Source organism: Arthrobacter sp. JZ12 (genome assembly GCF_035189165.1).
In the GTDB taxonomy this organism is placed as follows: Bacteria; Actinomycetota; Actinomycetes; order Actinomycetales; family Micrococcaceae; genus Arthrobacter_D.
Window position 1 is genome coordinate 1,625,512 of sequence record NZ_CP045246.1, and the last position, 26,310, is coordinate 1,651,821.

25 protein-coding genes are annotated in these 26,310 nt (G+C 64.9%); 14 read left to right on the forward strand and 11 right to left on the reverse strand.

The window, feature by feature from the left end:
* Positions 1–79: 79 nt before the first annotated feature.
* A complete protein-coding gene (locus GC088_RS07500) occupies positions 80–1,507 on the forward strand; it encodes an AMP-binding protein (protein ID WP_323961821.1) in 1,428 nt (475 codons plus the stop codon).
* Entirely contained in the window at positions 1,491–2,660 is a 1,170-nt protein-coding gene (locus GC088_RS07505; RefSeq protein ID WP_323961823.1) for a thiolase family protein, read from the forward strand. The genes GC088_RS07500 and GC088_RS07505 overlap by 17 nt, the downstream gene beginning before the upstream one ends.
* Before the next feature lie 3 nt (positions 2,661–2,663).
* Here the strand turns inward: GC088_RS07505 and GC088_RS07510 are convergent, their stop codons facing one another.
* From GC088_RS07510 to GC088_RS07520, 3 genes are read right to left on the reverse strand one after another with little or no spacing between them, the layout of a single operon-like run.
* Positions 2,664–3,317 (reverse strand): CbiQ family ECF transporter T component, encoded by a 654-nt coding sequence (locus GC088_RS07510; RefSeq protein ID WP_323961825.1) that lies wholly within the window; start codon positions 3,315–3,317, stop codon positions 2,664–2,666.
* Positions 3,314–4,024: an energy-coupling factor ABC transporter ATP-binding protein gene (locus GC088_RS07515; RefSeq protein ID WP_323961827.1), complete on the reverse strand. Its 711-nt coding sequence runs from the start codon at positions 4,022–4,024 to the stop codon at positions 3,314–3,316. The genes GC088_RS07510 and GC088_RS07515 overlap by 4 nt, the downstream gene beginning before the upstream one ends.
* 30 nt (positions 4,025–4,054) lie before the next feature.
* Positions 4,055–4,690 carry a biotin transporter BioY gene (locus tag GC088_RS07520; protein WP_323961829.1) on the reverse strand — a complete coding sequence of 212 codons (636 nt, stop codon included), beginning with the start codon at positions 4,688–4,690 and terminating at the stop codon, positions 4,055–4,057.
* A gap of 144 nt (positions 4,691–4,834) precedes the next feature.
* On the opposite strand from GC088_RS07520, the gene GC088_RS07525 reads away from it, so the two are divergent.
* Positions 4,835–6,433: an ABC-F family ATP-binding cassette domain-containing protein gene (locus GC088_RS07525; protein WP_323961831.1), complete on the forward strand. Its 1,599-nt coding sequence runs from the start codon at positions 4,835–4,837 to the stop codon at positions 6,431–6,433.
* Positions 6,434–6,475: 42 nt separating this feature from the next.
* Here GC088_RS07525 and GC088_RS07530 read toward each other — a convergent pair whose 3' ends face one another.
* Genes GC088_RS07530 through GC088_RS07540 form a run of 3 tightly spaced genes read right to left on the reverse strand, consistent with a single transcriptional unit; the run spans position 6,476 to position 7,946 of the window.
* On the reverse strand, positions 6,476–7,240 hold the full coding sequence (locus tag GC088_RS07530) for an SURF1 family cytochrome oxidase biogenesis protein (RefSeq protein WP_323961991.1): 765 nt from the start codon (positions 7,238–7,240) through the stop codon (positions 6,476–6,478).
* A gap of 53 nt (positions 7,241–7,293) precedes the next feature.
* Positions 7,294–7,545: a hypothetical protein gene (locus GC088_RS07535; RefSeq protein WP_323961833.1), complete on the reverse strand. Its 252-nt coding sequence runs from the start codon at positions 7,543–7,545 to the stop codon at positions 7,294–7,296.
* Positions 7,542–7,946 (reverse strand): DUF3099 domain-containing protein, encoded by a 405-nt coding sequence (locus GC088_RS07540; protein ID WP_323961835.1) that lies wholly within the window; start codon positions 7,944–7,946, stop codon positions 7,542–7,544. The genes GC088_RS07535 and GC088_RS07540 overlap by 4 nt, the downstream gene beginning before the upstream one ends.
* 111 nt (positions 7,947–8,057) lie before the next feature.
* Between GC088_RS07540 and fabG the strand changes: the two genes are divergently transcribed.
* Both fabG and GC088_RS07550 read left to right on the forward strand, forming a co-directional pair.
* Positions 8,058–8,801 carry a 3-oxoacyl-ACP reductase FabG gene (gene fabG, locus GC088_RS07545; RefSeq protein ID WP_323961837.1) on the forward strand — a complete coding sequence of 248 codons (744 nt, stop codon included), beginning with the start codon at positions 8,058–8,060 and terminating at the stop codon, positions 8,799–8,801.
* A 48-nt stretch (positions 8,802–8,849) separates the two neighbouring features.
* Positions 8,850–9,593, forward strand: a complete 744-nt coding sequence (locus tag GC088_RS07550; RefSeq protein WP_323961839.1) for an SDR family oxidoreductase — start codon at positions 8,850–8,852, stop codon at positions 9,591–9,593.
* A gap of 132 nt (positions 9,594–9,725) precedes the next feature.
* On the opposite strand, the gene serB is transcribed toward GC088_RS07550, so the two are convergent.
* Complete coding sequence (serB, locus tag GC088_RS07555; protein ID WP_323961841.1) at positions 9,726–10,607, reverse strand: phosphoserine phosphatase SerB; 882 nt, start codon at positions 10,605–10,607, stop codon at positions 9,726–9,728.
* 143 nt (positions 10,608–10,750) lie between these two features.
* On the opposite strand from serB, the gene GC088_RS07560 reads away from it, so the two are divergent.
* The 5 genes from GC088_RS07560 (at position 10,751) to GC088_RS07580 (ending at position 14,731) form a co-directional block, all read left to right on the forward strand.
* Positions 10,751–11,536 carry an ABC transporter ATP-binding protein gene (locus tag GC088_RS07560; protein WP_323961842.1) on the forward strand — a complete coding sequence of 262 codons (786 nt, stop codon included), beginning with the start codon at positions 10,751–10,753 and terminating at the stop codon, positions 11,534–11,536.
* A gap of 18 nt (positions 11,537–11,554) precedes the next feature.
* Positions 11,555–12,331 carry a sulfite exporter TauE/SafE family protein gene (locus GC088_RS07565; protein ID WP_323961844.1) on the forward strand — a complete coding sequence of 259 codons (777 nt, stop codon included), beginning with the start codon at positions 11,555–11,557 and terminating at the stop codon, positions 12,329–12,331.
* Position 12,332: 1 nt separating this feature from the next.
* The gene (locus tag GC088_RS07570) at positions 12,333–13,145 is read left to right on the forward strand and encodes a TrmH family RNA methyltransferase (protein WP_323961846.1); all 813 of its coding nucleotides are present in this window, start codon (positions 12,333–12,335) and stop codon (positions 13,143–13,145) included.
* Positions 13,146–13,292: 147 nt separating this feature from the next.
* Positions 13,293–13,547, forward strand: a complete 255-nt coding sequence (locus GC088_RS07575; RefSeq protein WP_323961848.1) for a type B 50S ribosomal protein L31 — start codon at positions 13,293–13,295, stop codon at positions 13,545–13,547.
* 110 nt (positions 13,548–13,657) lie between these two features.
* Complete coding sequence (locus GC088_RS07580; RefSeq protein WP_323961849.1) at positions 13,658–14,731, forward strand: lipoate-protein ligase LplAB; 1,074 nt, start codon at positions 13,658–13,660, stop codon at positions 14,729–14,731.
* A gap of 31 nt (positions 14,732–14,762) precedes the next feature.
* On the opposite strand, the gene pepN is transcribed toward GC088_RS07580, so the two are convergent.
* Entirely contained in the window at positions 14,763–17,372 is a 2,610-nt protein-coding gene (gene pepN, locus GC088_RS07585; protein WP_323961851.1) for an aminopeptidase N, read from the reverse strand.
* A 146-nt stretch (positions 17,373–17,518) separates the two neighbouring features.
* Between pepN and GC088_RS07590 the strand changes: the two genes are divergently transcribed.
* From GC088_RS07590 to GC088_RS07600, 3 genes are read left to right on the forward strand one after another with little or no spacing between them, the layout of a single operon-like run.
* Entirely contained in the window at positions 17,519–19,111 is a 1,593-nt protein-coding gene (locus GC088_RS07590) for a circularly permuted type 2 ATP-grasp protein (protein WP_323961853.1), read from the forward strand.
* A complete protein-coding gene (locus GC088_RS07595) occupies positions 19,104–20,030 on the forward strand; it encodes an alpha-E domain-containing protein (protein ID WP_323961855.1) in 927 nt (308 codons plus the stop codon). Before GC088_RS07590 ends, GC088_RS07595 begins: the two co-directional genes overlap by 8 nt.
* The gene (locus GC088_RS07600; protein WP_323961857.1) at positions 20,027–20,878 is read left to right on the forward strand and encodes a transglutaminase family protein; all 852 of its coding nucleotides are present in this window, start codon (positions 20,027–20,029) and stop codon (positions 20,876–20,878) included. Before GC088_RS07595 ends, GC088_RS07600 begins: the two co-directional genes overlap by 4 nt.
* Before the next feature lie 63 nt (positions 20,879–20,941).
* Here the strand turns inward: GC088_RS07600 and GC088_RS07605 are convergent, their stop codons facing one another.
* Positions 20,942–22,123, reverse strand: a complete 1,182-nt coding sequence (locus GC088_RS07605; RefSeq protein WP_416377527.1) for a glucose-1-phosphate adenylyltransferase — start codon at positions 22,121–22,123, stop codon at positions 20,942–20,944.
* A 143-nt stretch (positions 22,124–22,266) separates the two neighbouring features.
* On the opposite strand from GC088_RS07605, the gene glgA reads away from it, so the two are divergent.
* A complete protein-coding gene (glgA, locus tag GC088_RS07610; RefSeq protein WP_323961860.1) occupies positions 22,267–23,463 on the forward strand; it encodes a glycogen synthase in 1,197 nt (398 codons plus the stop codon).
* Positions 23,464–23,485: 22 nt separating this feature from the next.
* On the opposite strand, the gene GC088_RS07615 is transcribed toward glgA, so the two are convergent.
* Together GC088_RS07615 and GC088_RS07620 are read right to left on the reverse strand one after the other, a co-directional pair.
* Positions 23,486–25,591: an acyl-CoA dehydrogenase family protein gene (locus tag GC088_RS07615; protein WP_323961862.1), complete on the reverse strand. Its 2,106-nt coding sequence runs from the start codon at positions 25,589–25,591 to the stop codon at positions 23,486–23,488.
* Complete coding sequence (locus GC088_RS07620; protein ID WP_323961863.1) at positions 25,588–26,283, reverse strand: TetR/AcrR family transcriptional regulator; 696 nt, start codon at positions 26,281–26,283, stop codon at positions 25,588–25,590. Before GC088_RS07620 ends, GC088_RS07615 begins: the two co-directional genes overlap by 4 nt.
* Between the last annotated feature and the right edge of the window lie 27 nt (positions 26,284–26,310).

Genomic DNA, 26,310 nt, shown 5'->3' on the forward strand with positions numbered 1-26,310 from the left:
ACGGAAGACTGCAGAATAGCTCGTCATGGGCACACGTTAGTACATTGGGCCTACCGCCAGAAGAGAGGGTGTCGGCACCATGCCCTTCATCAACCGCCTGCTCGAACGGGCACGCGTAACTCCGGACAGCGACGCGGTCGTCACCGAGGAGGGCAAACTGACCTGCGCCGAGCTGGTCGCCAGGGCTTCCGCTCTACCGCTTCCAGACGGGAACCTGGTTGCGCTTGAGCTCGCCGACCCGCTCGCCTTCACCGTGGCCTTCACGGCCGTCGTCGGCCGCGGCAAGTGTGCTGCCGTGCTTGATCCTGCGTGGCCCGAAGAGCTTCGTACCCGTGTGCTGGATGGGCTGAGGCCCGTTGGCGTGCTTGACGAATTATTGTTCTCCGGTGCCGTCCCAGAAGCCGCGGAGGCGGATGGACGCCCCGGCGCCCTGGCTGATGCTGCGGCGGAGACCCGCTTCTACTGCGGCTTCACGTCCGGGACCTCCGGCGTGCCGAAGGCATTCGTCCGGAGCTCCGGTTCGTGGGCCCGTTCCTTGCGCCGCAGTGCCGCCTATTTCGGTGTCACGCCCGGGCTCCGCACGTTCGCGCCCGGGCCCCTGTCGTCGAGCCTGAACCTGTACGCACTCGCGGAGGCGCTTTACGCTGGAGCTGCTTTTTTCACTCTCGGCGCGTCGACCCAGGGCCCGAGGGGAGTACGGATGGCGGAGGCCCTCGCTTCCTGGCGTATTCAACATCTTGTAGCCGTTCCGGCCGCCGTGGGGCTTGCGCTTCAGCGCGTCGACAGCCTGCCCGCGCTGCGCACCGTCGTCGCAGGTGGAGCTCGGCTGACGGACTTGCAGGTGTCAAAGGTCCTCCGCGTTGCTCCGAACGCATGGATTTTCGAGTACTACGGCGCCTCGGAGCTCAGCCTCGTAACCGCACGCCGCGTTCACGGCGCAGTCGGGGGCGCGGTCGGGGGCGATGTAGGGAAGCCGTTCCCGGGAGTTCGCCTGCGAATCGAGGCTGACCAGCCGATGTCCCCCGGGACAATCTGGGTGAGCACGGACACCGCCATCGACGGTTATCTGCTGGGCGACGACGGGCATGGGTTCACGCGGGACGGCGAGTGGGTCACAGTTCACGACCAGGGCTGGATTGACGACGACGGCGGCCTCCACCTTGCCGGGCGCGCCGGCGACATGCTGGTGGTTGCCGGAACCAACGTCTACCCGTCGGAGGTGGAGGATGCGCTGGCGCGCATCGGCTTTCGATCTGCCGTTGCCTTCGGGATTCCGGACGGACGGCGGGGAACGCTGCTGGCAGCGGCGATCGAAGCGGAGAGTCACGAAGAGGTGGATTCCCACCGTATCCGCCAAGCGCTGCGGGAGACTCTGCCTGCCGTGAAAATCCCGAGCCGGGTGAAGGCAGTTGATTCGATCCCGCTGACGGCAGCCGGGAAACCTGATCGAGCAGCATTGGCTGTCCTGATGCAGGATTCGGAGGCAACGCGTGCACACATCTCCTGAGCGTTCCGCCTCCGGCTCCCGCGCAGTTTTTGTGCTCTGCCGGCGGACGCCGTTCGGGCGCCTCCGCGGCATGTACTCGCAGGTTCCGGCTCACAACCTGCTGGCTCCCGTACTTACCGCTGTCATCCAGGACTCCGGCCTCGCACCCAGGGAGGTTAACGACGTCATCATGGGCAACGCCGTTGGCGGAGGCGGCAACGTTGCGCGTTTGGCGGCACTGACTGCAGGGCTTCCCACAGGCGTCCCGGGACTCACCGTAGACCGGCAGTGCGCCTCCGGGCTGGACGCCATCGTCCTGGCCTGTCGGCTCGTGGAGGCCGGAGCCGGCAGCTGGTTCCTCGCCGGAGGAGTGGAAAGCTGCAGCACCGCACCCCTTCGGGCCCATCGGCTCACCTCTGCACCAGGGGCGCCCGACTTCTATTCACGGGCACAATTCGCGCCGGAGAACCTCGGCGACCCGGATGCGGGTCAAGCGGCCGAGAACGTTGCCGCGCATCATGGGATCAACCGGGCCCAACAGGACGCCTACGCACTGCGGAGCCATGCGCGGACTGCAGCCTCGTTGCATCTGATGACTCCTGAAATTGTGCCGCTCGAAGGCTTCGGCAGGGATCAAACGGCGCGCAAAGGGATGACCGCGCACCTGCTTTACCGGTTTCCGCCTGCCTTCGATCCAGAGGGCAGTGTGACGGCCGGTAACTCCTGCGCGGATGCCGACGGCGCGGTCGTCGCCCTGGTGACCAGCGTGGATTCGGCGAGGGCGGCCGGCGTCGAACGCGGGCTGGTCTTCGGTGGTTCGGCAAGCACCGGCGGCGAGCCAGCCCGGTTCGGAACGGCGGGCGCCCTCGCGGTGAGAATACTGCTCGGCCGGATGAACCTGGGCCCGGACGATATTTCCCGCTGGGAATTCAATGAAGCGTTCGCCGCGCAGGTTCTGGCCTCTGCACGCCTGATGGACGTACCGCCTGAACGCCTCAACCTCCAGGGCGGAGCCCTGGCTTACGGGCATCCCTATGGAGCATCGGGGGCGATGCTGGTGGCGAACCTGCTCCGCCAGATGGAAGGCGACGACGACGGCGGCTGGTCGGTTGCCGCGATCAGCGCGGCGGGGGGAGTGGGAACGGCGGCGGCCTTCCGCGCGGAGAGCCTCTAGTTTCTAGCTGGCATTTCCTCCGGCAACACCGTCATCGTCAGGCTCAGCCAGCCCGCGGGCGGCGAGGGCCTCCCCGGTCTGTTGCGCGTACGCCACGGCGCCGATGAAGAGGGGGAGTATCAGGGCCCGTGGATTTCGTTCGAGGCCGCGCGCGCGGGCCGCATCGCGTGCGTCGGCTGCTGATCCGACCAGATAGGGAATGCTCCGAAGCATCAGCGCCACGGTCAGCCCGAAGCGCTCCGGATCGGCTCCCAACGGACGGAGCGGTTTGGCGAGGGACACCAGCCCGTCCAGGAGCCGCTGGCTCTCGGTGGTGAGCGGAATCAGGAGGGCGGCCAGGACGCACACCACGATATTGCCCACCACCAGGAATGCCTTGAGGGGACCGGCGGTAAAGACCTGGAAGATCCCGAGCACAAGGATCAGCGGCCACATTCTCAGGAGAGGCTGGACCAGTTCCCGAAAGCTCAGGCGTGCCCCGGCCAGATAGGCAAGGGCCACCAGAATCAGCCCGCCGCCCGTTACCGCGAGCGAGTTGAATCCGAGGACAAGTATCGAAAGAACGCTGACGGACAGCACCTTCGCCCAGAGGGGAGCGCTGTGCAGGAGCGACAGGCGCGGGATATAGGCGCCTAGCAGGCTCACATGGCCCCTCACTGTCGATCCTCCAATGACAGCCCGGACAAGGTCAGCTCACGGTAGGCACGAACTGCTTCGGACGGTGCGCCGTCGAAAACCACCCGACCGTTGTCGATCACAAGTGTTCGGTCCGCTTCCTGGGCGAAGTCGAGGGAGTGGGTTGTGAACACCACCTGCTGGTCGAGTCCTCCGAAGAGCGTGCGTACCTTGTGTTCGTTCCGGAGATCCAGGAGCGTCGTCGGCTCGTCGGCGACAAGCACACTGGGTTCGCAGGCCAACACTGTGGCGAGGGCAAGCAGTTGACGCTCGCCCCCGGACAGGTCGTAGACGCTCTGGTCCGCCAGATTGGTGAGTCCAAACCGGTCGAGGACTGCTGCCGCAGTTTCACGCCGATCTTCGCGGCGCCGGTAATGACGGCGCAGTGAGAGTTCCACATCTTCGCGTCCTGTGGGCATGACCAGCTGCGACAGCGGGTCCGTGAACATGAAGCCGACAGTCCGACGAACCGCGGAACCGTTGCGGGAGGTGTCGAGGCCGTTGACCCGCACGCTTCCAGCGCTCGGAAGCACCAGCGAGTTGATCAGCTTCAACAGTGTCGATTTGCCCGAACCATTTGCGCCGATGACACTGATGCGCTGCTCGGACAGCGTCAGCCGGACAGGCTGGAGGATCTGGCGAGGTGAGGGATGCTCGGCCGCTACTGCGGCGCCGTCGAACTCAATCATCGGAGCTCAGACCTTCGGAGTCCGCCGCGCTCAGCGGCGAGACGCCGACCGGCCCTGCAGGCGCGGGAAGGCCTTGACCACGCTGAGTCCGATGGCCGCCGCGGCGAGGTTCTTCAGGATGTCACCGGGCAGGAACACGACGTCCGCAGCGATGGCCGCTCCCAGGTCCAGCTTGGCGTTGATCATCATGCCCACGATGCCGAACGGATGGGTGATGGTGAGGCTGGTGACGGTGCAGGCGGCGAAGAGGGCGAGCAGGCGCAGGCGGGAGACTTTGCGGAACACCAGGCGGGCAAGGAAGCCGACGACGACGGCGGCAACCGGGAACGCGATGATGTAGCCGGCCGAAGGGCCGAACAGTACACCGAGGCCGCCGCGGAACTGGCTGAAGATGGGCAGGCCGGCAAGCCCGACGGCGACATAGAGAGTAAGGGCGGCCCCTGCGCGCCACGGGCCCAGGACGATGCCGGTCACCATGATCGCGAGGGTCTGGAGGGTGATGGGCACGCCAACCTGGCCCACCGGTATAGCGGGTAGAATAGCGCTGGTGGCCACTACGGCCGCAAAGACCGCGATCAGGGAAAGATCGGTCGCACTCCAGGAGCGGCGGGGCCGCGCAGGAGCTTCGGCGAGCGGAGAGTGCTGGACCGGATTTGTCTTGTGCATCGTGAAGCTTTCTGTGAGATCTATACAACGGTGGGCTCTTCACTTACCGAGATTAGTGCGGAAAGAACCAGACGCTTTTGTAGGGTTCCTACAAGATTCAGGTCCGGCCCGTGACGTCGGCAACCAGGGAAAGGCTCAACCACTGTGATCACCGTGTCGAATCTGGAGTTGCGCGCGGGCGCACGCCTGCTCATGGACCAGGTGTCCTTCCGGGTAGACCGCGGCGACAAGATCGGCCTTGTGGGACGCAACGGTGCCGGCAAGACCACGCTCACGCGCGTCCTGGCCGGCGAAGGCCTACCCGCCGCGGGAACAGTTACACGCACCGGCGACATCGGCTACCTCCCGCAGGATCCCCGCACGCCGAACATGGAGCAGCTTGCCCGAGACCGCATTCTTTCCGCTCGGAACCTCGACGTAGTTGTCGGCAAGCTGCGGGAGACCCAGGAGCGGATGGCCAGCGACGACGCCGCTGTACGCGACAAGGCCATGGCGCGCTACGACCGGCTCGAGGCTGAATTCCTCGCCCATGGCGGCTACGCCGCGGAAGCTGAAGCCGCAGCCATCTCCTCGAACCTCGCGCTGCCGGAGCGGATCCTCAACCAACCGCTGAAGACGCTGTCCGGCGGGCAGCGCCGCCGCGTCGAACTGGCCCGGATCCTCTACTCGGGCGCCGAAACGATGCTGCTGGACGAGCCGACCAACCACCTGGACGCGGACTCGATCACTTGGCTGCGCGACTTCCTGAAGAACCACCAGGGTGGCCTGATCGTGATCAGCCACGATGTTGACCTGCTTGAGGCGACCGTCAACAAGGTCTTCCACCTCGACGCCAACCGCTCCACGATCGACCTCTACAACATGGGCTGGAAGCGTTACCTCCAGCAGCGCGAGACAGACGAGCGGGCCCGCAAGCGTGAGCGGGCAAATGCGGAGAAGAAGGCCCAGGTGCTGATGGATCAGGCCAACAAGATGCGGGCCAAGGCCACCAAGGCCGTGGCTGCCCAGAACATGGCCAAGCGCGCCGAGCGCATGCTGTCCGGCCTTGACGCGGTCCGCGCGCAGGATCGGGTGGCGGCGCTGCGCTTCCCGGAGCCCGCGCCCTGCGGTCGTACGCCGATGATGGCCGAGGGCCTCAGCAAGTCCTACGGTTCGCTGGAAATCTTCACCGACGTCGACCTGGCCATCGACCGCGGCTCCAAGGTGGTGATCCTCGGCCTGAACGGTGCCGGCAAGACGACGCTCCTGCGCATGCTCGCTGGGGTGGATCAGCCAGATACGGGGAAGATCGTTCCCGGTCACGGACTGAAGGTCGGCTACTACGCGCAGGAGCACGAAACGTTGGACACCCAGCGCACCGTGCTGGAGAACATGCGAACTGCTGCCCCCGATATGCGGGACGCCGAGGTGCGCGGCATCCTCGGTTCATTCCTGTTCTCGGGTGACGACGTCGACAAACCTGCCGGAGTGCTCTCGGGTGGAGAGAAGACCCGTCTGGCGCTTGCCACGATTGTGGCGTCCTCAGCCAATGTCCTGCTGCTCGACGAGCCCACCAACAACCTCGACCCGGCCAGCCGCGAGGAGATCTTGGGCGCGCTGCGGAACTACACCGGCGCCGTCGTTCTGGTGAGCCATGACGAGGGTGCGGTGGACGCATTGAATCCCGAGCGGGTGGTGCTGCTGCCCGACGGGGTCGAGGACCTGTGGAACGAGGACTACCTGGAACTGGTGACGCTGGCCTAGGCGGCCTGCACCGTTCCACGCCTGGCGCTGACGCCTGAACTCCTACAGCCCACGGGCGTCGAGGATGGCGTCTTCTTCCTCTTCGGAGGAGGGCCGGCGTCGTGTCCGTACGGGTGCCGGCGCGTCCAGCTCATCCTCGTGGTCGAGGCGGTACTGCTGACGCACGGCGTAGCCGAACCCCACGAAGAGCAGGACGCCGAAGGCGAACCACTGCATGGAGTAGGACAGATGCGGCCCGAGGTCGATCGCGGGCTTTGCGGGCGCCACGGGTGTGGTTGCCGGGGCAGGGGATTCTGAGGCAAGGAGTCCATACGCAGCTGCGTGCATCGGATAGTCCAGCTGTGCGCCGTATCCGGCCAGATCGATGGAGGCAAGCTGTCCTTCCGGCGCCGAACGGTTCAGGACAGGTTCTCCGGGCCGGATGCGCGCGGTAACCGTGACCTCGCCTTCCGGTGCCTGCGGCACCTCGTCTGGATGGCCTGCCTCGCGGTTCCCGATGGGCAGCCAGCCGCGGTTGATAACGACGGCGGTGCCGTCCTGCAGCCGCAGGGGCACCAGGACCTCGTACCCGGGCCGTCCGTTCAGTGGCCGGTTCCGGACGATGCGCTGGTTCGCCGAATCATAGGTGCCGGTCATTTCCACCGGCATCCACTCGCGGGACTCTTCGTAGGTGTCGAACAGGCTCGGATCATAGGCGATCGGCTCACGATCGTAGTTGGCCTGCACGGTGCTCACTGTTGCTGCGGCCTGGTCCCGACGGTCGAGCTGCCATAGACCGAGGGCAGTGCAGGCTGCGGCCAGGACCATAACCAGGGCGAACCAACCGAACCAGCGTGGGGATGCGAGATACGTCAGAAACTTCACGGTGCTGCGGGCGCGTCTTCCAACGGCAGCGTCTCTTTCCAGAGTCCGCGGGTGGTCAGATAATCCTGCAGCCATTCCCGATGCGCATCACAAGCCAGCCATACTTTGCGGCGTTCCGGGGTATGGATCCGCGGGTTGTTCCACAGCAGCTGCCAGGTCGCGGGCTGCCTGCAGGCCTTACGCGAGCAGGTGGGGACGGAGAGCGCTGCCGGTGCAGTGGCGCCCGGCAGTTGGTCAAAAATGCTCATGCTTCCCGCTTTCCGTCCTCTCTGCTTTGGTCCGGCTCATCCGGCACGATCTCCCCCTGAAGGGTCATCGGCCCTTCCTCCTCGGCCACTGGTGCCGCCGCCTCGAGTTCCGGGGCCGGCGCCCGATCGAGCAATGTCTCGCTGTGCCCGAGGTTGCTCGTGTCGCTGCCGCCGTTCGCGATGATCACCGCGAAGTAGGGAAGGAAGACGGCGCCTGCAATCATCACCCACTGCAGCCAGCCCTCGACCACGAACACCAGGATCAGGCACACCAGGCGGATGCCCATGGACAGCGAGTACTTGATCATCCGGCGGCGCATCTCATCGCTGTGCGCCTCCCGGGCATCACTGATGTTGTGCACATCCGGGTTGCGTTCGAACTGATGGCGCAGCTTGATCATCACTCTCCAAAGGACCTATCCATTGTCTCACTTGGTTCCTTGTTGTTAAAGTTCGGGCCTGCGCGACTAGGATCGAACGGATACACGACCGCGAACACCGGAGGACCATCCGTGCAGGAACAGAAGACCGCTGCAACACCCACCCAGAAGGAGGGCCGCAGCGTCCTGGTAACCGGCGGCAACCGCGGGATCGGCCTTGCGATTGCCCAGTCCTTCCTTGCGAACGGAGACCGGGTTGCGATCACCTACCGCAGCGGTGAGGTACCGGAGGGAATGCTTGGCGTCCGTGCCGATGTCACCGACGCTGACCAGATCGATGCGGCGTTCAAGGAGGTTGAGGAAGCCCACGGCGCCGTTGAGGTACTGGTTGCCAATGCCGGCATCACCCGGGACACCCTGCTCCTAAGGATGAGCGAAGATGACTTCACCGACGTGATCGACACAAACCTCACCGGTTCGTTCCGCGTGATCAAACGGGCTTCGCGGGGAATGCTGCGCCTGCGCCGGGGAAGGATCGTGCTGATCTCCTCGGTGTCCGGCCTCTACGGCGCTCCCGGCCAAATCAATTACTCCGCTTCCAAAGCAGGCCTGGTCGGCATCGCGCGTTCCTTCACCCGGGAACTCGGTTCCCGCGGCATCACCTGCAATGTTGTTGCCCCAGGCTTCATCAACACGGACATGACGGCGGCGCTTCCCGAGGAGACGCAGCAGAACTACCTGACCTCCATCCCGGCCGGCCGCTTCGCCGAGGCATCCGAAGTGGCAGACGTGGTCCGCTGGGTCGCCAGCGACGAGGCGGCCTACATCTCCGGCGCCGTGATCCCGGTCGACGGCGGTCTCGGCATGGGCCACTGACCACAGCAACTGACGATACACAGATACAAGTCAAGGAGACGTCCACACATGGGTGCACTGCAGAACACGACCGCGATCGTCACGGGTTCGTCCCGCGGAATCGGGGCAGAGGTGGCGCGCCTGCTCGCCGAGCAGGGGGCCGCCGTCGTCGTCAACTACCGGCAGAAGGCGCCCCGCGCGAACAAGGTCGTCGCGGGAATTGAGGCCGCCGGCGGCCGCGCGGTAGCCGTGGGTGCAGATCTCACCGCGCCTGAGGGGGCGAAGGCGCTCGTCGACGCGGCTGTGCAGAACTTCGGCGGACTGAACCTCCTCGTGCTCAACGCATCCGGCGGCATGGAGACCGGCCTTGGCGACGATTACGCGCTGAAGCTGAACCGGGATGCGCAGGTAGGGATGCTCTCAGCCGCACTCGAGGTCATGCCTGCCGGATCGCGCGTGGTATTCGTCACGAGCCACCAGGCCCACTTCATCAACTCCGTCGAAACGATGGATGCATACGAGCCCGTAGCACGCAGCAAGCGCGCAGGCGAGGACGCCCTGCGTGAGATGATTCCGAACCTGACCGACCGCGGCATCTCCCTGGTCGTGGTGTCCGGCGACATGATCGAGGGCACTGTCACCGCCACCCTGCTGGACCGGGCTGCACCCGGTGCGATTGAAGCGCGCAGGCAGGAAGCCGGACGCCTCTACACCGTGGAGGAGTTTGCAGCGGAGATCGTGAAGATGGTCACCTCCGATGTACCCACCGGCCACACCGAGTACGTGGGCGGCGCGGAGCACTTCACCCGCTGATCCGTTTCCGCAACAGGTTTTGCGACCAGGTTCTGCCACGCGTTTGCGCGACCAATAGACGAATGGCACCGGGCTTACCCGCCCGGTGCCATTCGTCTGTTCGCGTCCTGATCCTTACGTGTCTCCAGCCGGTCAGAGCCGCACGAAGTGGCGTACGACGTCCAGGTAGGGGAAATCCACTGCGACGTCCGCGGCGGCGCGGACTGCAGGCTTCGAATTAAAAGCCACACCAAGGCCGGCTGCAGCGAGCATGTCGAGGTCGTTGGCGCCGTCGCCCACCGCGACGGTCCGTTCGAGGGGGATACCCGCCGCCTCGGCCCACGCACGGAGGCAGCGTTCCTTCTCGGCCCGGTCAACGACGGGCCCGATGACTGTGCCGGTCAGCGAGCCGGCGTCGACACCGAGGAGGTTCGCCTTGGCGTGGGATAGCCTCAGCCGTGCGGCCAGCGGTTCCAGGATCTGGCTGAACCCTCCCGAGACAACCGCAACCAGATGCCCGGCTTCGAGGAACGCCTCGATCAGGTGTTCTGCTCCCTCGCTGAGCTCAATCCGGGTTCCGACGTCCTCAATCACTCCCTCGCCCAGCCCGGCCAGGACCGCCACGCGGGCGTGGAGGCTCTGCGCGAAGTCCAGTTCGCCCCGCATGGCCGACTCGGTCACGGCAGCCACTTCGGCTTCACGGCCGGCATGGGCGGCGAGGAGTTCGATGACCTCCTGCTTGATAAGGGTTGAATCCACATCCATGATCAGCAGCTTCGTTCCCTCGCCCAGCAGGGCCGGAGGTACCACCGCGACGCCGGTTTCCTCAGTCACCAGCGGCGCAAGAGCGGTCCGTAAAGTTTCTATCCCCTCATCCGAGCTCACGGTGAGCGTGGCCACCTGGTAGGCGCCGGCGTCGTCCGTGCTTTCCCCGACGACGACGGCGCCGGTCGCCTGCACTGCCCGGCGCACCTTGGAGCGGTGCGATCCTTCCAACCGGGTGCCGAAGCTGACTACCCTGAACGTCTCCGTCACGTGCCGAAGGCCTTTCGTCGATCCAAGTCTCATCTGCCATTATGCGGCCCTGCAGGCCGGCCGTGTTAACGCTCTGCCGCGCTGTCCGCCTGCCGGTCGTCCATTTAGCACTGGATGCCCGTCGTGCCCTAGTGTCTAGTGTCATGAGTGATGTTCTGGAACTGTCCGGGGTGAGCCTTGTCCGCGGTGGAAAAGCTCTGCTGGACGGGGTCGACTGGCAGGTCAAAGAGGGCGAACGCTGGGTGGTCATGGGCCCCAACGGTGCGGGTAAAACGACCCTCCTTCAGATTGCCGGCGCGCGGATCCATCCGACCCGGGGCGTGGCGGGAATCCTCGACGAGGTTCTGGGCGCGGTTGACGTCTTTGAGCTGCGGCCGCGGATCGGTCTTGCGTCAGCGGCCCTGGCGTCCCAGATCCCGGCACACGAAACCGTACTCAACGTAGTCGTAACCGCCTCTTACGGCGTGACCGGACGGTGGCGTGAGCAGTATGAGAAGGTCGATGAGCGCCGGGCCTTCCGCCTTCTCGACAAGTGGGGCGTCTCCATGCTGATGAACCGCACCTTCGCAACCCTCAGCGAGGGCGAGCGGAAGCGCGTCCAGATCGCCCGTGCCTTGATGACCGACCCTGAACTGCTGCTGCTCGACGAGCCCGCCGCAGGGCTGGACCTTGCCGGCCGCGAGGACCTGGTGGCTCGTCTTAGCGAGCTGGCAGCTGACGAGGAGTCGCCCGCTATGGTCCTGGTGACCCACCACCTGGAGGAGGTTCCGCCGGGATTCACCCATGCCATGCTAATGCGCGACGGCGGTGTGGTGGCGGCAGGGCCGATCGAGGATGTGCTGACGGCCGAACACCTGAGCACTGCCTTCGACCTCCCGCTTGAGGTGACCCGTCGCGACGGCAGGTACAGCGCCGTCGCACGCTCCTAGATATTCCGGCACTCCTTCGTGGACTTACTGCGCGATGCGCTGATCCTTGTAGGTGGGCTGTGGGCGGGAACCATCAACACGATTGTCGGATCGGGAACGCTGGTTACCTTTCCCATTCTCATCGCTCTGGGGTATGCCCCGGTCACGGCGTCCATCAGCAATGCGATGGGGCTTGTAGCCGGAAACATGTCCGGTGCGTGGGGCTACCGTTCCGAACTCAAGGGCAGCGGCCGCACGCTGCTGAAGCTGCTTCCGGCCTCGCTGCTGGGCGGGGTCACCGGGGCGGCGCTGCTGCTCAACCTGCCGGAGACGGTATTCGGGCTGGTCGCGCCCTTCCTCATCGTTGTCGCACTTGGCTTTGTCATCTTCCAGCCGAAGCTGCAGCGGTGGGTACGACGGCGGGCTGAGGCGCGCCCGGCTGCGCCGTCACATCCCCTCGCGCTGACCATCCTGGTTTTCCTCGCCGGAGTTTACGGAGGCTACTTCGTTGCAGCCCAGGGGATTCTTCTCGTCGGCATCCTCGGCGTCTTCCTGCACGGCACAATGCAGGCCGCAAACGCCATGAAGAACGTCCTGGTGCTGGGCGTGAACCTGATCGCGGCGGTCTCCTACATGATCTTCGCCTTCGACCGGATCGACTGGTGGGTGGTCCTGCTGATTGCCGTCGGCTCCCTGGCGGGCGGATTTGTCGGTTCACTCGTGGGGCGGCGGCTTCCGCCTGTCGCTCTGCGCAGCGTGATCGTGGTGCTCGGCCTGGTTGCCCTCTACGTGATGATTTCCAGGCTGGTGAACTGAGATGCCGCTGGTGCGCCTCTCGGACGCGTCAGACAGCAGGGTGGGCGATTACACGAACCTCACCGACACCCAGCTCCGACGACGGCGCGAACCGGCTGAGGGCCTGTACATCGCCGAGAGCACCAAGGTGCTGCGCCGGGCAATCGACGCCGGACACACTCCCCGGTCCTTCTTCCTTGCCGACAAGTGGCTGCCTGACCTCCAGGACATACTCGACCGGTTCCCCGACGTGCCGGCCTTCCTGGGATCGGAACAGGTGCTGGAGGAGATAACCGGCTTCCACCTTCACAGGGGAGCGCTGGCCGCCATGAACCGGCCGGCCCCGCTTGCCCTCGCGGACGTGCTGGCCGACGCGCGCAGGATCGCAGTCCTCGAGGACATGGTCGATCACACCAACCTCGGCGCGGTGTTCCGCTCCGCCGCAGCGCTCGGCGTGGACGCGGTGCTCATTACTCCCCGGTGTGCAGACCCGCTCTACCGCAGGGCTATCCGCGTGAGCATGGGGACGGTATTCCAAGTTCCCTGGGTACGGCTCGAGTCGTGGCCGGAGTCGATCGAGATTTTGCAGGGTGCGGGTTTCGTCGTTGCGGCACTTGCCCTGTCAGCCGACTCCATCGAACTGCAGGAGCTGTCCAGCCGCTCGGTCGAGCGGCTGGCGCTTGTGCTCGGAACGGAGGGAGACGGTTTGGCCAAGGAGACGCTGGAGCGAGCCGACGTGACCGTCCGGATTCCCATGAATCCCGTTGTCGACTCCCTCAACGTTGCGGCTGCGGGGGCTGTCGCCTTTTGGGAGTGCCGTCCAAGCGTGGACTGAACCGGTACGTGTGAGCCCCGTCCACCGGCTTTCGCTTAGCAGATCAGGGGCGGGTGCGGTAGAGTGGGTTGCTGGCCTGCTCTCGGGCCAAGAACTTTCAAACTCCCGGTGCCTGGCAAAATCCAGGCAACTACAGAAGGTATTACTGTGAAGTCTGATATCCACCCCAAGTACTCGACGGTCGTCTTCCGCGACCTCGCCTCGGACAAGTCTTTCCTGACTCGCTCCACTGTCACCTCTGACAAGACGGTCGAATGGGAAGACGGCAACACCTACCCGCTGGTAGAGGTGGAAATCTCTTCGGAGTCACACCCGTTCTACACCGGTAAGCAGCGCATCATGGACTCCGCCGGCCGCGTCGAGCGCTTCAACCAGCGCTTCAAGGGCTTCGGAAAGAAGTAGTCCGCGCGGATTGTCCCACGGATTTTATCGCTGGACCCGAACCGGAATGCCGGTTCGGGTCCAGCTCTTTAAGCGGGTAGGAACATCATCGGCAGCAGGAGGAGATTTCATTGGCGCAGGGGCCGGCAGGCGAGCACCATGGCGAGTTCAAGGTGCCCGGCGGGAAACTGGTGGTGGCAGATTTCGGCGTCGCGGACGGACTGATTCACGGCGTGTCCATCAACGGCGATTTCTTCCTTGAACCGGACGAGGCGCTGGATGACATCAACGCTGCCCTCGAGGGACTGCCGGCCGGAAGCACCCACGGTGAGATAGCCGAGGCGGTCCGACGCCGGTTGCGACCTGGAGCGGAGCTGTTCGGCTTCTCTGCCGACGCTGTTGCAACTGCGGTGCGCCGTGCTCTGGGCCGGGCATCCACCTGGGCTGACCACAGTTGGGAAATCATCGGACCGACGCCGCTGTCCACCGGCATGCACGTCGCCATGGACGAGGTCCTGACACGCCGCGTCGGGGAGGGCCTTCGCAAACCCACCCTGCGGTTCTGGGAGTGGGAGAGCCCATCGGTCGTAATCGGCAGTTTCCAGTCGGTACGGAATGAGGTTGATGACGAGGCCGTCCGCCGCCACGGCATCACCGTGGTACGCCGAATAAGCGGCGGCGGTGCCATGTTCATGGAGCACGGCAATGCCATCACCTACTCGCTCTACTTCCCACAGTCGCTCGTTGACGGGATGAGTTTCGCCGATTCCTACCCGTTCCTGGACGACTGGGTGATGGAGGGGCTGCGCAAGTTGGGAATCTCGGCCTGGTACCAGCCGCTCAACGACATTGCGACGGATCTCGGCAAGATCGGTGGAGCGGCCCAGAAGCGCCTCAGCAACGGCGGCATGCTGCATCACGTCACCATGTCCTACGACATCGACGCGGACAAGATGCTCGAAGTGCTCCGGATCGGCCGGGAGAAATTGTCGGACAAGGGAATTAAGAGCGCGAAGAAGCGTGTGGACCCGCTCCGGCGACAGACGGGGTTGGCGCGGGAGGAGATTATCCGCGTGCTCAGCGACACCTTCCGCGAACGCTATGGAGCTGTCGACGGCGAACTGAGCAGCTTGGAACTAGCCGCTGCACGGGACCTGGTGGACCGGAAGTTCGGCACGGAGGAATGGCTGCACAGGGTTCCGTAACGGGTCAGGGCGGAGCACTGACGGCAGGGTCTCAGCGCTGCGCCGCGGCCTGGGCACGCAGCGCCCGCAGAAGGTGGTCGCGTTCCTCGAGGACTATGCGACGCAGGGACTGCGGCGCATCGGCCTGTTCATGCAGCCACCGGTCCGTGGCCGCCAGCACGGGATGGTCTTCGGGCGCGAGTCCCGGCTCATGGTCCCGGTCACCCGGATACAGTCCGCGAATTATCCGCGAGGACATCTCGATGGGCTGTTCCCGCCAGATACGGTCAATCTGCTCAAAGTAGGTTGAAACGTAGGGCTCGCGGAGGGCCCGCGGTCCTTCCCGGAAGCCCGCGATCGTGGCGCTGAGCAATTCGTTTGAGAGACGGTTGCCGAAGACCACTTCATGCCAGGCCTTCTCCTTCACGCCGGCGTCGGGAACGGCGGTGCAAGCCGTCGTGAAGCCGGTGCGGCCGGCTGCGGTGTGATCCCGCTGCAGGGCAGCTTCGAGTTCATCCACTGTTGCCAGATTCTGGGCGGCCAGTGCCTGCCGGAACTGCCAGCCGAGTTCGTCGTCGACCTCGAGACCGTCCAGCCTGCGCTCATCCTCAAGGAGCGCCCGCAGCAGGGGCGCGTGCCTTGGTGTTTTACGTGCGGAAGCTGCCAGCGCCCGTGCCCAGACGAGCTGTTGGTCAGATCCCGGCTGGGCATCCTCCAGCCCCCGCACCAGGAAGTCGGTGAAGCGTTCCCGGACCACCTCGCGGGACCCGGCCGGTGTGTAATGCTCCGTGGCGTGGTGGGCGTTCTGCAGCAGTTGTTGCAGGGTAGCCACGCCGTCTTCCGATGGCGCTGACCTCTCGACCGCCGCAAGGTAGTCTTCCGCGCTCAGCAGGGCATCCCGGGTGGAGGACCATAGGGCAGCGAGGCAGACCGCGCGCGCCAGCGGCTCCTCCAGCCGATCTGGAAAGGAGAGCAGCGTGGCGAGCGAACGCTCGTCGAAAACCAGCTTTGCGTAGGTCAGGTCGTCGTCGTTGATCAGGAGGAGGTCGGGCTGGGAGTGTCCCTGCAGGGCCGGAACCTCAGTCCGCTCCCCGTCGAGCAGGACAGACTCCGAGCCGGTCCGCAGCAGCCGACCGTTCACGTCCAGCGAGTAAAGTCCCAGCTGGACCTGATGGGGACGAAGTGCTGGTGTCCCGGTCACCGGATCCACAGCGCTCTGATGGATCGCTATGGAGGTGTAGGCGCCGTCGTCGTCGGTTGCCACCTCTGCCGCCAACTGCGGCACGCCGGAGGTCAGGAGCCAGCGCCCCGCCCATTCCGACATGTCCCTTCCCGACGCTGCGCTAAGGGCGCGCAGAAGGTCCTCCAAAGTTGTGTTTGAGAAGGCGTGTTCCCGGAAGTAGGCACGTGCAGCCGAAGCGAAGGCCTCGAAGCCGGCATACGCCACCAACTGCTTGAGGACCGAGGCACCCTTGGCATAGGTGATGCCGTCGAAGTTGAGCTTCGCTGCTTCCAGGTCCACGATGTCAGCCACGATGGGGTGTGTGGAGGGCAACTGGTCCTGCAGGTAGGCCCAGGCTTTCCGCCGGGTAGCGAAGGTCACCCAGGACGTCGCTGAATCCAATGCTTCGGCGACGGCGAGGGCGCCCATGAAATCGGCGAAGGACTCCTTCAGCCACAGGTCGTCCCACCAGGTCATGGTCACGAGATCGCCAAACCACATGTGCGCCATCTCGTGCATGATCGTGTTGTCGCGCGCTTCATACTGCGCATGGGTTGCGCGGGACCGGAAAACGTAGGACTCGCTGAAGGTCACCAGTCCGGGATTCTCCATGGCCCCGAGGTTGTATTCCGGGACGAACGCCTGCCCGTACTTCCCGAACGGGTAGGGGTAGGCGAACAGATCGTGGAAGTAGGTGAGCCCGCGCCGGGTGGTGTCAAAGATACGCGCGGCGTCGAGATGCTCAGCCAATGAACGGCGGCAGTACAGCTCCAGCGGTATGGTGAGCATTTCGCCGTCACCGGTGATGCCCGTCCACTGATCCGTCACGGTGGCGTAGGGCCCGGCCAGGACAGTGGTGATGTAGGTGGAGATCCGTTGGGTGGGAGCGAAATGCCAGGTGGCGGACCCGTCGTCGTGAACGTCCCGCTCCGTCTCGGCGCCGTTCGACGCCACGGTCCAGGGCTCGGGCGCCCGCACGTGGAAGGTGAAGGACGCCTTCAGGTCGGGCTGCTCAAAGCAGGCGAAGACCCGGCGGGCGTCAGCGGGCTCGTACTGGGTGTAAAGATAGGTTGCGCCGTCCGCCGGGTCTTCGAAACGGTGCATTCCCTCACCGCTGCGGCTGTAGAGCGCAGTTGCCTGGATGACGACGGTATTGCTCGCCGCCAAGTCCGGAAGGGTGATGCGTGCTCCTTCAACCACGGCAGCAGGGTCAAGGTTTGCGCCGTTGACCGTGACCGCCTCCACGCCGCCATGGATGAAATCGAGGAAGGTCGTCGCGCCGGGAGTCGAACAGTCAAAGGTCAGCACGGTCCGCGACGGGAAACCTGCGTTCTGCGGGTCCTCCGCAGTGCGCAGGTCGAGGCTGACGTCGTAACTGCGCACCGTGATGATGGCGGAGCGGTCCGCCGCTTCGTTTCGGCTCAGATTCTCGTTGTGCACCGGGCCATTCAATCACGGAGCACCGACGCTCCCCGGGACGGCCTGCGCGGCCGGAACCCCGCGAAGATGACGCTGGTAAGGGCCGCGACGCTCCGCATTGCGCCGCCAGTAGGAATTAGCCCTCGCACCATGGCAATGTGGGACCCATGTCCGAGCTCTTTCAAGACTATGCGAACGCCGCACGCCGCTCACCTGCCTATGACGAGATGTTCGACGGCGACAACCGCCCGCGTGCCGAGTACAACCCGGTTGCCGCAGCACTGGATGAACTGAACCTGGCCGACGTCACGGCGCGGGCGGATTCAATGGCCCGGACATTCCTGGACCGCGGCGTGACGTTCGACTTCGCCGGCGAGGAACGGCCGTTCCCGCTGGACATCGTCCCGCGCGTCATCGCCGGTGAGGATTGGCAGGTACTCGAGCGGGGTGTGGCCCAGCGGGTGCGCGCCCTCGAAGCTTTCCTGAACGACGTCTACGACAAGATGACCGTCGTCGGGGACGGGGTGATTCCCCGCCGGCTCGTGACGTCATCCGCGCACTTCCACCGTGAGGTGGCCGGTTTCGTTCCCGCAGGCGGCGTGCGGGTGCACGTGTCGGGCATCGACGTGGTCCGTGACGACGAGGGGACCTTCCGCGTGCTCGAGGACAACGTACGTGTTCCCAGCGGCGTGAGCTATGTGCTGGAGAATCGAAGGGCAATGGCCAAGGGCCTGCCGGAGGCCTTCGGACAGCAGCACATCCGTCCGGTGGAGGAGTACCCCCGCCGTCTGCTTGCCGCCCTGCGCCGGACGGCGCCGCCCGGGGTGGAGGATCCTACCGTCGTCGTACTCACACCGGGCGTATTCAACTCGGCCTACTTCGAGCACACGCTGCTGGCGGGCCTGATGGGCGTGGAACTGGTCGAGGGCAGGGACCTCATCTGCCGGGGGAACCGCGTGTACATGCGGACCACGGCGGGCGAGCAGCGCGTTGACGTTATCTATAAACGTATTGATGACGAGTTCCTTGATCCGCTGCAGTTCCGCTCCGATTCGGTGCTCGGCTGTCCCGGCATCGTCAATGCCGCGCGGGCCGGCATGGTGACGATCGCCAACGCCGTCGGCAACGGCGTGGCGGACGACAAGCTGGTCTACACGTATGTGCCGGACCTGATCCGTTACTACCTCAACGAAGAGCCGGTCATCGCCAACGTGGATACGTACCGGCTAGAAGAGCCCGCAGCCCGCGAAGAGGTGCTGGACCGGTTGGACGAGCTCGTCGTCAAGCCGGTCGATGGTTCCGGCGGTAAGGGCCTGGTGATCGGGCCCGACGCATCGGCCGAGGAGTTGGACGCGCTGCGCGGGCGCATCTTGGCGGACCCGCGCGGCTGGATCGCCCAGCCCGTCCTCCAACTTTCGACGGTTCCCACCATGTCGGGTGGGCAGTTCAGTCCGCGGCACGTGGACTTGCGTCCCTTCGCCGTGAACGACGGCGACAACGTGTGGGTGCTACCCGGCGGCCTGACCCGCGTGGCCATGAAGGAGGGCTCACTGATCGTGAACTCCAGCCAGGGCGGAGGATCAAAGGACACCTGGGTGGTCGACGGCCAGTCCGAGAGCGCGCCCATCGCGCCGCCGGTCCAGCCCCTGGCCGAACGCGTCAGCGTCTGGCCAGTCGAGACCAGCTGGCAGGACCGGCAGCCTGAGCAGCAGCAGCAACAGCAGGCAGCAGCCGGGGGAGAGGACGGGAACAATGCTTAGCCGAATCGCCGAGTCGCTTTTCTGGATCGGTCGGTACGTGGAGCGGGCCGACGGCACCGCACGCATTCTTGATGTGCACCTTGAACGGCTCAACCAGATGCCGCGGCCCGTCCAGCGCGACGTGTCCCGGCAGTTGTTGGGAGTCATGGGAAGCCGGCCCACCTCCGATGATTTCGGGCTTCCGGAATTGCTGGATGCACTCGCCTTCAACCGAAGCAGCGCCACCTCGATAGCCGGTGCGCTGGGTGCTGCGCGTGAAAACGCCCGGCGTGCCCGTGAGACCGTGTCCGGCAGCGTATGGGAAGGCCTGAACACCACCTGGTACGGACTGACCCAGCACCGGAAGGACGTTGTCGGGACGTACCGCTTCTGCCACTGGGTGATCGAGCGGACAGCGATGGTCCGCGGCCTGTCCGACACCACCATGAGCCACGATGAGAGCTGGCAGTTCCTGGTACTCGGCAGGAGCCTCGAACGCGCCGACATGACCGCACGCATGCTGTCCACTCGTGACGTCCACGAATCCGGTCTGTCCTGGGTGAATATGCTTCGATGCGCCGGTGCCTATGAATCCTTCCTGCGGACGCGCCGAGCGTCCTTCGGTGAGCAGCATGCCGCAGAATTCCTGCTGCTCGACCGGTTGTTCCCGCGGTCGATCGTGTATGCCCTCAGTGACGCCGAGAAGTGCCTCTCCAACCTTAATCCGGCCTACCAGCGGGTGGGGTTCATCAATGACGCGAGCCGGATCGTCGGTCAGGCACGCACGTTCCTCGAATTCCACCAGACGGACGATTTGATGTCGGAACTGCCCGAGCATATGGAACGGGTCCAGAAGGCCTGCGCGCGGGCTTCCGACGCCGTTTCACGCACCTATTTCTCGCAGGCAGCGGAGCTGTCCTGGGTTGGGGAGGTCTCATGACCCGGCTATCCATCGAACACCGGACCGGATACAACTACGTCCGCCGGGTTTCGCTTTCCTACAACGAAGCGCGCATGACGCCGCTCACGGACGCCCAGCAGGTGGTGCTCGAGTCGACCATCGACATCAAACCCGGAAGCGCGGCGATGGCCACGTACCGCGATTACTGGGGAACCCGGGTGACCGCCTTCGACGTCCAGATTCCGCACGAGCGGCTCGAAGTCTTCGCCAGGACGCTCGTTGAAGTCAGCCGGGTGGAGCGCATTCCCACTCCGGAGGAGATCGTGAGTTGGGAGGAGCTCCGGTCCGACAGCGTGATGGATGACTTCGCAGACTGGCTGCCGCACACGCACCTGACCGAGCCCGCTGAGGAAGTGCTGTCGCTGGTCAGGGACGTAACCGAGGGCAAGGACCCGCACGGTGCCGCGCATGCCGTCTTCGATTGGCTCAAGGGCGAGATGCAGTACGTGCAGGGCGTCACCGGCGTCCAATCGGATGCACGGGAAGCCTGGGCCGAGCGGCAGGGAGTGTGCCAGGATCTCGCCCACGTCGCGATCGGCGCTTTGCGAAGCCTCGGCATCCCGGCGCGGTATATCTCCGGATACCTGCACCCGAGGCGGAGCGCCGCCGTCGGGGAGGCCGTCGTCGGACAATCCCACGCCTGGGTCGAGTGGTGGGACGGTGAGTGGCGGGGATGGGATCCCACGAACAGCGGGCCAGTGAGCGACTTCCACGTTTCGGTTGCGCGCGGCCGAGATTACCGCGATGTCTCGCCGCTGAAGGGCATACTGTCCGGCGGCGGAGGTTCTACCCTCGACGTGTCTGTGGAGATCACGCGGGTCGCCTGAGCAGTTTGTCAGCAATGAAAAAGGATGCCCGGTCCTGTTGCGGACCGGGCATCCTTTTTCACATCATTCGATGATTTGGCCCTTGCTCAGGATCGTCAGGCCGGAATCGGTGACCGTGAAACCGCGGCTGAGGTCCAGCTCGCGGTCCACGCCGATCTTTGCGCCGGGCGGAACGTAGACGTTCTTGTCGATGATCGCCTTGCGTACCACTGCGCCGGTGCCGACCGTTACATTGTCGAGCAGAACGGAACCGGAGACATCGGCGTCCTGGTCGATGAAGACGTCACTGGCCAGGATCGAACCCTGCACGCTGCCACCGGAAACGACGACGCCGTTGGACACGATGGAGTCGTGTGCCACGCCTGACTCGCCGGAGGCTCCACGTACGAATTTGGCTGGGGGAGAGATGCTCTGCCGCGTGTAGATGGGCCACTGGAGGTTGTACAGGTTGAACAGCGGGAGCGGACTGATCAGGTCCATGTTCGCCTCGTAGTACGAATCCAGCGTGCCGACGTCGCGCCAGTACTGGCTGTCCCGCTCCGTTGATCCCGGAATCTCGTTGGTGGTGAAGTCGTATACGGCGGCATCCCCACGGTCCACGAAGTAGGGGATGATGTCCCCGCCCATGTCGTGCTTGGTGTTCAGGCGGGCGGCGTCGGCCTCGAGGGATTCGATGAGCGCGTCGGTGTTGAATACGTAGTTGCCCATGGAGGCCAGGAAACTGTTCGGGTCATCGGGCAGGCCCGGCGTTGAAGCCGGCTTCTCCACGAACGCCGCAATCCTTCCTGGATCCGCGGAGTCGACTTCGATGACACCGAACTGGTTGGCGAGGTGGAGGGGCTGACGGACTGCAGCCACGCTGACTGATGCTCCGCTCGCTATGTGCGCCTGCACCATCTGCTCGAAATCCATCCGGTACACGTGGTCGGCACCGATGACGACGACGATGTCGGGCCGGGCGTCGTGGATCAGGTTGAGCGACTGGTAGATGGCATTTGCGCTTCCGAGGAACCAGCTCTTGCCTCGGCGCTGCTGGGCCGGCACCGATGCTATGTACTGCTGGAGTTGGGTGGACATGCGCCAGGTCTCAGAAATGTGCCGGTCCAGACTGTGGGACTTGTACTGGGTAAGCACCACAATCTGCAGGTACCCCGAGTTCACAACGTTCGACAACGCGAAGTCGATCAGCCGGTAGCTTCCCGCGAAGGGTACCGCCGGTTTGGCACGATCCGCAGTGAGCGGCATCAGCCGCTTGCCTTCGCCGCCAGCAAGTACTACCGCGAGCACTTTCTTCACTGCCACGGTTTCTCCCCTTCCGCTCGTCCTTGAGTATGACCTCTTGCGACTCACACTAGAGGACCGGCCCCGCCTGCACTACGTTTGGAATCGTGCGAATAGACATTGTGACGAAAGAATTTCCCCCGGAAATCTACGGCGGAGCGGGCGTCCACGTTGCTGAACTGAGCAAGGTGCTGGCCGGGCGTGTCGACAACCTGACCGTGCATTGCTTCGGCGGCGAGCGCCCCGCTGACTATCACGGTGCGCGGGTTCACAGCTACGGCGTGCCGGGGGAGCTGGCCGGAGCCAACGCAGCCGTGCAGACCCTTGGAACCGACCTGGCAATCCTGCAGTCCACCAACGGGGCGGACCTGGTCCATTCGCACACCTGGTACGCGAACATGGCAGGGCACCTGGCCTCGCTGCTCCACGGAATCCCCCATGTACTGAGCGCGCACAGCCTCGAACCGCTTCGCCCGTGGAAGGCGGAGCAGCTCGGCGGAGGCTATGCACTCTCGTCCTGGGTTGAGAAGACCGCCTATGAAGCTGCGGCGGCGGTAATCGCCGTTTCCGAGGGCATGCGGCAGGACATTCTGCGGTGCTACCCGAATGTGGATCCCGCACGCGTGCGGGTGGTCCACAACGGAATCGACACCGAGGAGTGGTCGCCGGATTACAACGACGACGCCGTGCGGGCCCTGGGAATCGATCCGGAAAGGCCCAGCGTGGTCTTCGTGGGCCGCAACACCCGCCAGAAAGGCGTTCCGTACCTCCTGCGAGCTGCAGTGCAGCTACCCCCGAACGTGCAGCTCGTACTGTGCCTCGGGGCTGCCGACACTCCCGAGCTCGCAGCCGAAACCTCCAGGCTTATCGAGGAGCTGACTGCCCAGCGCGGATCTGTGATCCTGATCGAGCGGATGCTGCCGCGAAATGAGCTGATCCAGGTCCTGAGCTCCGCTACGGTCTTCGCCTGCCCTTCCATCTACGAGCCGCTCGGCATTGTGAACCTGGAGGCGATGGCTTGCGGAGCCGCCGTGGTCGCCAGCGCAACCGGCGGTATTCCGGAGGTTGTCGACAACGGCGTCACCGGAACTCTCGTCCCCCTTGAGCAGGTTCAGGACGGCACGGGAACGCCGCTCGACCCAGAGCGTTTCGTAAACGATTTCGCAGCCGCGCTGAACGAGCTGGTTGCCGACCCCGAGCGCGCCCGCGAGATGGGAAAGCGGGGACGGGTACGCGCCGAGCAGCACTTCTCCTGGCACTCGATTGCCGAAACCACGCTGGAGGTCTACCGGTCAGTGCTCTGAAAGCACTGACCGGCGAAGGCTGTCAGGAGGTTGCGGTTGTCGCCGCATCCTCCGCCCTGCGGGCGATCATTGTCTTCTCGTCAACGGGTGCGTCCCCACTGGCGCGCTGGGTGCGTGCATACGCCCGGGATTCGTCCTGACGCCTACGCTCGGCGCCGGAGGCGATCGCAGCCCGAAGGTGTTCCGGACCGTACCCGAAAGCGTCTACCAGGTCTACGGCGTGCGGACGCAGCTTCAGGAGAAGCCGGTTGATGTAGGGACCGAGTGTGCGGGCGCGCTGTGCTGACAGCCGCCCGTTCATGAGGTACCAGCCGAGGTTGTCTTCAATCAGGCCCAGCCCGAACAGGTCGCGCAGCCAGGTGAGCACCTGGCGGGTCCCGGCGTCCTGTACCTTTCCAAGTGCTGAGGTGAACGCCTCCCACTGCAGGAGCTCGGCGTGGGCGCGGGCTGCTTCAATGAGCTCGTTTTGGTGCTGATTGAAGACGGCGGCGGCATCGGCGGGGGGCAGGCGCTTGGCTCCGCGGAGGGCAGCAGCGAGCTCTCCGACCATGGTGTCCACACGACCGCACAGGAGTTCGTGCTGCGTCCTTTCATCCCGCAGCGCGATGGCCGACTTTCGCTCGGAGCCGGTATCGACCACTGTCTGCAGCACTTGGCGCAGCCCAGTCCGGTGCAGCGTCCTGTCCGCTGCCTGGGTTGCCACGAATCGGGCAAGGACTCCGAAATCGACGCCCTGGAATTCCTTGGCATAGTCCGCCAGAAGCCGTTTGGCGACAAGCTGGAGCAGCACGTTGTTGTCACCCTCGAACGTCGTGTAGATATCCAGATCGGCACGCAGTGAGGTGAATCGGTTCTCCGTGAGGAAGCCCGCACCTCCGCAGGCCTCCCGGCACTCCTGAAGCGTATCGAGGGCATGCCAGGTGGAGAGGGGTTTCAGCGCTGCAGCGAGCGTCTCCAGATCCTGGCGGTCTTCGTCCGTGTCGTGCCTGCCCGAGAAGACGCCGTCGAACTTTTCCAGGAGCTCCTCGTGGGCAAAGGAGGCGGCATAGGTTCGTGCCAGGCGTGGGAAGAGCCGGCGCTGGTGCAGTTGGTAGTCCAGCAGCACCTCCTCGGAGAACTCCGACGACGTGGTGAACTGGCGCCTTTCGACCGAATACTGGATAGCGGTCTTCAGCGCGATCTTGCTTGCTGCAACAGCTGCACCATCCAGCGACACGCGGCCCTGCACCAGCGTTCCCAGCATGGTGAAGAAACGGCGGCCGGGGGAGGCAATCGGGGAAGAGTATTCCCCTTCCTCCGTTACTGAGCCGTATCTGTTGAGAAGGTTCTCCCTCGGGACATGGACCTGCGTGAAGTGCAGGCGCCCATTATCGATCCCGTTCAGGCCGCCCTTCAGGCCGTCATCTTCGCCACCGATGCCCTCAAGGAATTCGCCCTTGTCGTTCCGCAGCGGCACATAAAAGGCGTGGACGCCATGATTGACCCCGCGGGTGATCAGTTGGGCAAACACGACGGCCGCCCTGCCGTCCTGAGCCGCGTTTCCGATGTAATCCTTCCAGGCAGCGCGGAACGGCGTGTTAAGGAGGAACCCGTCGCTGTCAGGTTGGAACGTGGCAGTGGTGGCGATACTTGCCACGTCCGATCCATGTCCCGTTTCCGTCATTGCGAAGCACCCAGGGATGTCCATGTTCATGATGCCCGGAAGCCACCGCTTGTGATGCTCCTCGGTGCCAAGGTGCAGGACCGCTGCACCGAACAGGCCCCACTGGACTCCTGCCTTGATCTGAAGGGAGGGATCAGCGACCACAAGCTCCTCGAAACCCGCGATGTTGCCTCCGTGGTCATCCGATCCACCGAGAGCGGCCGGAAAGGCCCGGTGGACCGCCTTACTCTCGACCAGCATGTGAAGCTGCCCGAGGCACCGCGCGCGGTGCTCAGCCAGCGTAAGGCCCTCCCGCTTGTGCAGCTCGGGGTCGGCTGCCAGCGCGCGTGCCTTCCGGCGGGTTTCCGCCCAGCGGCCAAGCAGTTGCTCTCCCAGTGCGGCGACGTCGACGACGGCCGTGTCGTCGTCGTGAATGGTGACGGTGGCAGGAACGGCGAGTTCGGGGCGCGCAGCGGTCTGCGTCATGATTCATCCTTCGGGGGTCGGGTAGGGGAAGCATCTCGAGTACCTAGGTGCTGGGGCACAGAAAGGGCGATGCCGTCGAAGAGCCACCCCGTAATGGCTTCGGCAAGGTCCTCCTCGGTGGGTCGCTGCGGCCCTTCCGGAAGGGCCAGCCACTGCTCGCCTGCCGCGCGGACCATCCCGATTGCGGACCGCGGCCAAAGAGCCAACGACGGCGGCATTCCGGCTCCGGAATCCTCGGCGAGGAAGGCCTTCATGGGGCTCGCGAGCATCGCGGAGATCGCATCAAAGAAGGAACTGAGTGTGCCCGAGGTATCGAGGGCCGGTGTGCCGGTGTCCGCAGCGGCCTGAGTAACGAACATGTAGACGTTCGGAGAGGATGCCGCCATATGCAGGTAGGCAGCCACCATCGCGCGAAGTCCGTCGCGCGGCGAACGCGCCTGGCGGGCGGCAGCGAGCAGCTGCTCCTGCATCCGGGCAACCACTTCCTCGCCCATAGCCTGCTGCAAGCCGGCCTTATCCCCGAAGTAGCGGTAGAACACGGACTTCGAGGTTTCCGCTGCTGTGGCGATGTCTTCCATCGAAGCGCCGGGGCCGAGTCTGTGTACCGCCCGGCGTGCGGTCTTGAGCAACGCGGCACGGCGGTCCTGGCGATGTTGGGACCAGCGGCTTGAGCGGCCATCGGGGGGTGACATACCGGCCACGGCATCTGGCGGTGCAAG

What these genes read in the sequence shown, in the direction of transcription:
- GC088_RS07500 (WP_323961821.1), top strand. Translation starts at nt 80, where the DNA reads ATGCCCTTCATCAACCGCCTGCTCGAACGGGCACGCGTAACTCCGGAC.
- GC088_RS07515 (WP_323961827.1), bottom strand. Translation starts at nt 4,024, where the DNA reads ATGATTGAGTTCGACGGCGCCGCAGTAGCGGCCGAGCATCCCTCACCT.
- GC088_RS07520 (WP_323961829.1), bottom strand. Translation starts at nt 4,690, where the DNA reads ATGCACAAGACAAATCCGGTCCAGCACTCTCCGCTCGCCGAAGCTCCT.
- GC088_RS07530 (WP_323961991.1), bottom strand. Translation starts at nt 7,240, where the DNA reads ATGGTCCTGGCCGCAGCCTGCACTGCCCTCGGTCTATGGCAGCTCGAC.
- GC088_RS07535 (WP_323961833.1), bottom strand. Translation starts at nt 7,545, where the DNA reads ATGAGCATTTTTGACCAACTGCCGGGCGCCACTGCACCGGCAGCGCTC.
- GC088_RS07540 (WP_323961835.1), bottom strand. Translation starts at nt 7,946, where the DNA reads ATGATCAAGCTGCGCCATCAGTTCGAACGCAACCCGGATGTGCACAAC.
- GC088_RS07550 (WP_323961839.1), top strand. Translation starts at nt 8,850, where the DNA reads ATGGGTGCACTGCAGAACACGACCGCGATCGTCACGGGTTCGTCCCGC.
- GC088_RS07560 (WP_323961842.1), top strand. Translation starts at nt 10,751, where the DNA reads ATGAGTGATGTTCTGGAACTGTCCGGGGTGAGCCTTGTCCGCGGTGGA.
- GC088_RS07570 (WP_323961846.1), top strand. Translation starts at nt 12,333, where the DNA reads ATGCCGCTGGTGCGCCTCTCGGACGCGTCAGACAGCAGGGTGGGCGAT.
- GC088_RS07590 (WP_323961853.1), top strand. Translation starts at nt 17,519, where the DNA reads ATGTCCGAGCTCTTTCAAGACTATGCGAACGCCGCACGCCGCTCACCT.
- GC088_RS07595 (WP_323961855.1), top strand. Translation starts at nt 19,104, where the DNA reads ATGCTTAGCCGAATCGCCGAGTCGCTTTTCTGGATCGGTCGGTACGTG.
- GC088_RS07600 (WP_323961857.1), top strand. Translation starts at nt 20,027, where the DNA reads ATGACCCGGCTATCCATCGAACACCGGACCGGATACAACTACGTCCGC.
- GC088_RS07605 (WP_416377527.1), bottom strand. Translation starts at nt 22,123, where the DNA reads ATGCCGCTCACTGCGGATCGTGCCAAACCGGCGGTACCCTTCGCGGGA.
- GC088_RS07615 (WP_323961862.1), bottom strand. Translation starts at nt 25,591, where the DNA reads ATGACGCAGACCGCTGCGCGCCCCGAACTCGCCGTTCCTGCCACCGTC.
- GC088_RS07620 (WP_323961863.1), bottom strand. Translation starts at nt 26,283, where the DNA reads ATGTCACCCCCCGATGGCCGCTCAAGCCGCTGGTCCCAACATCGCCAG.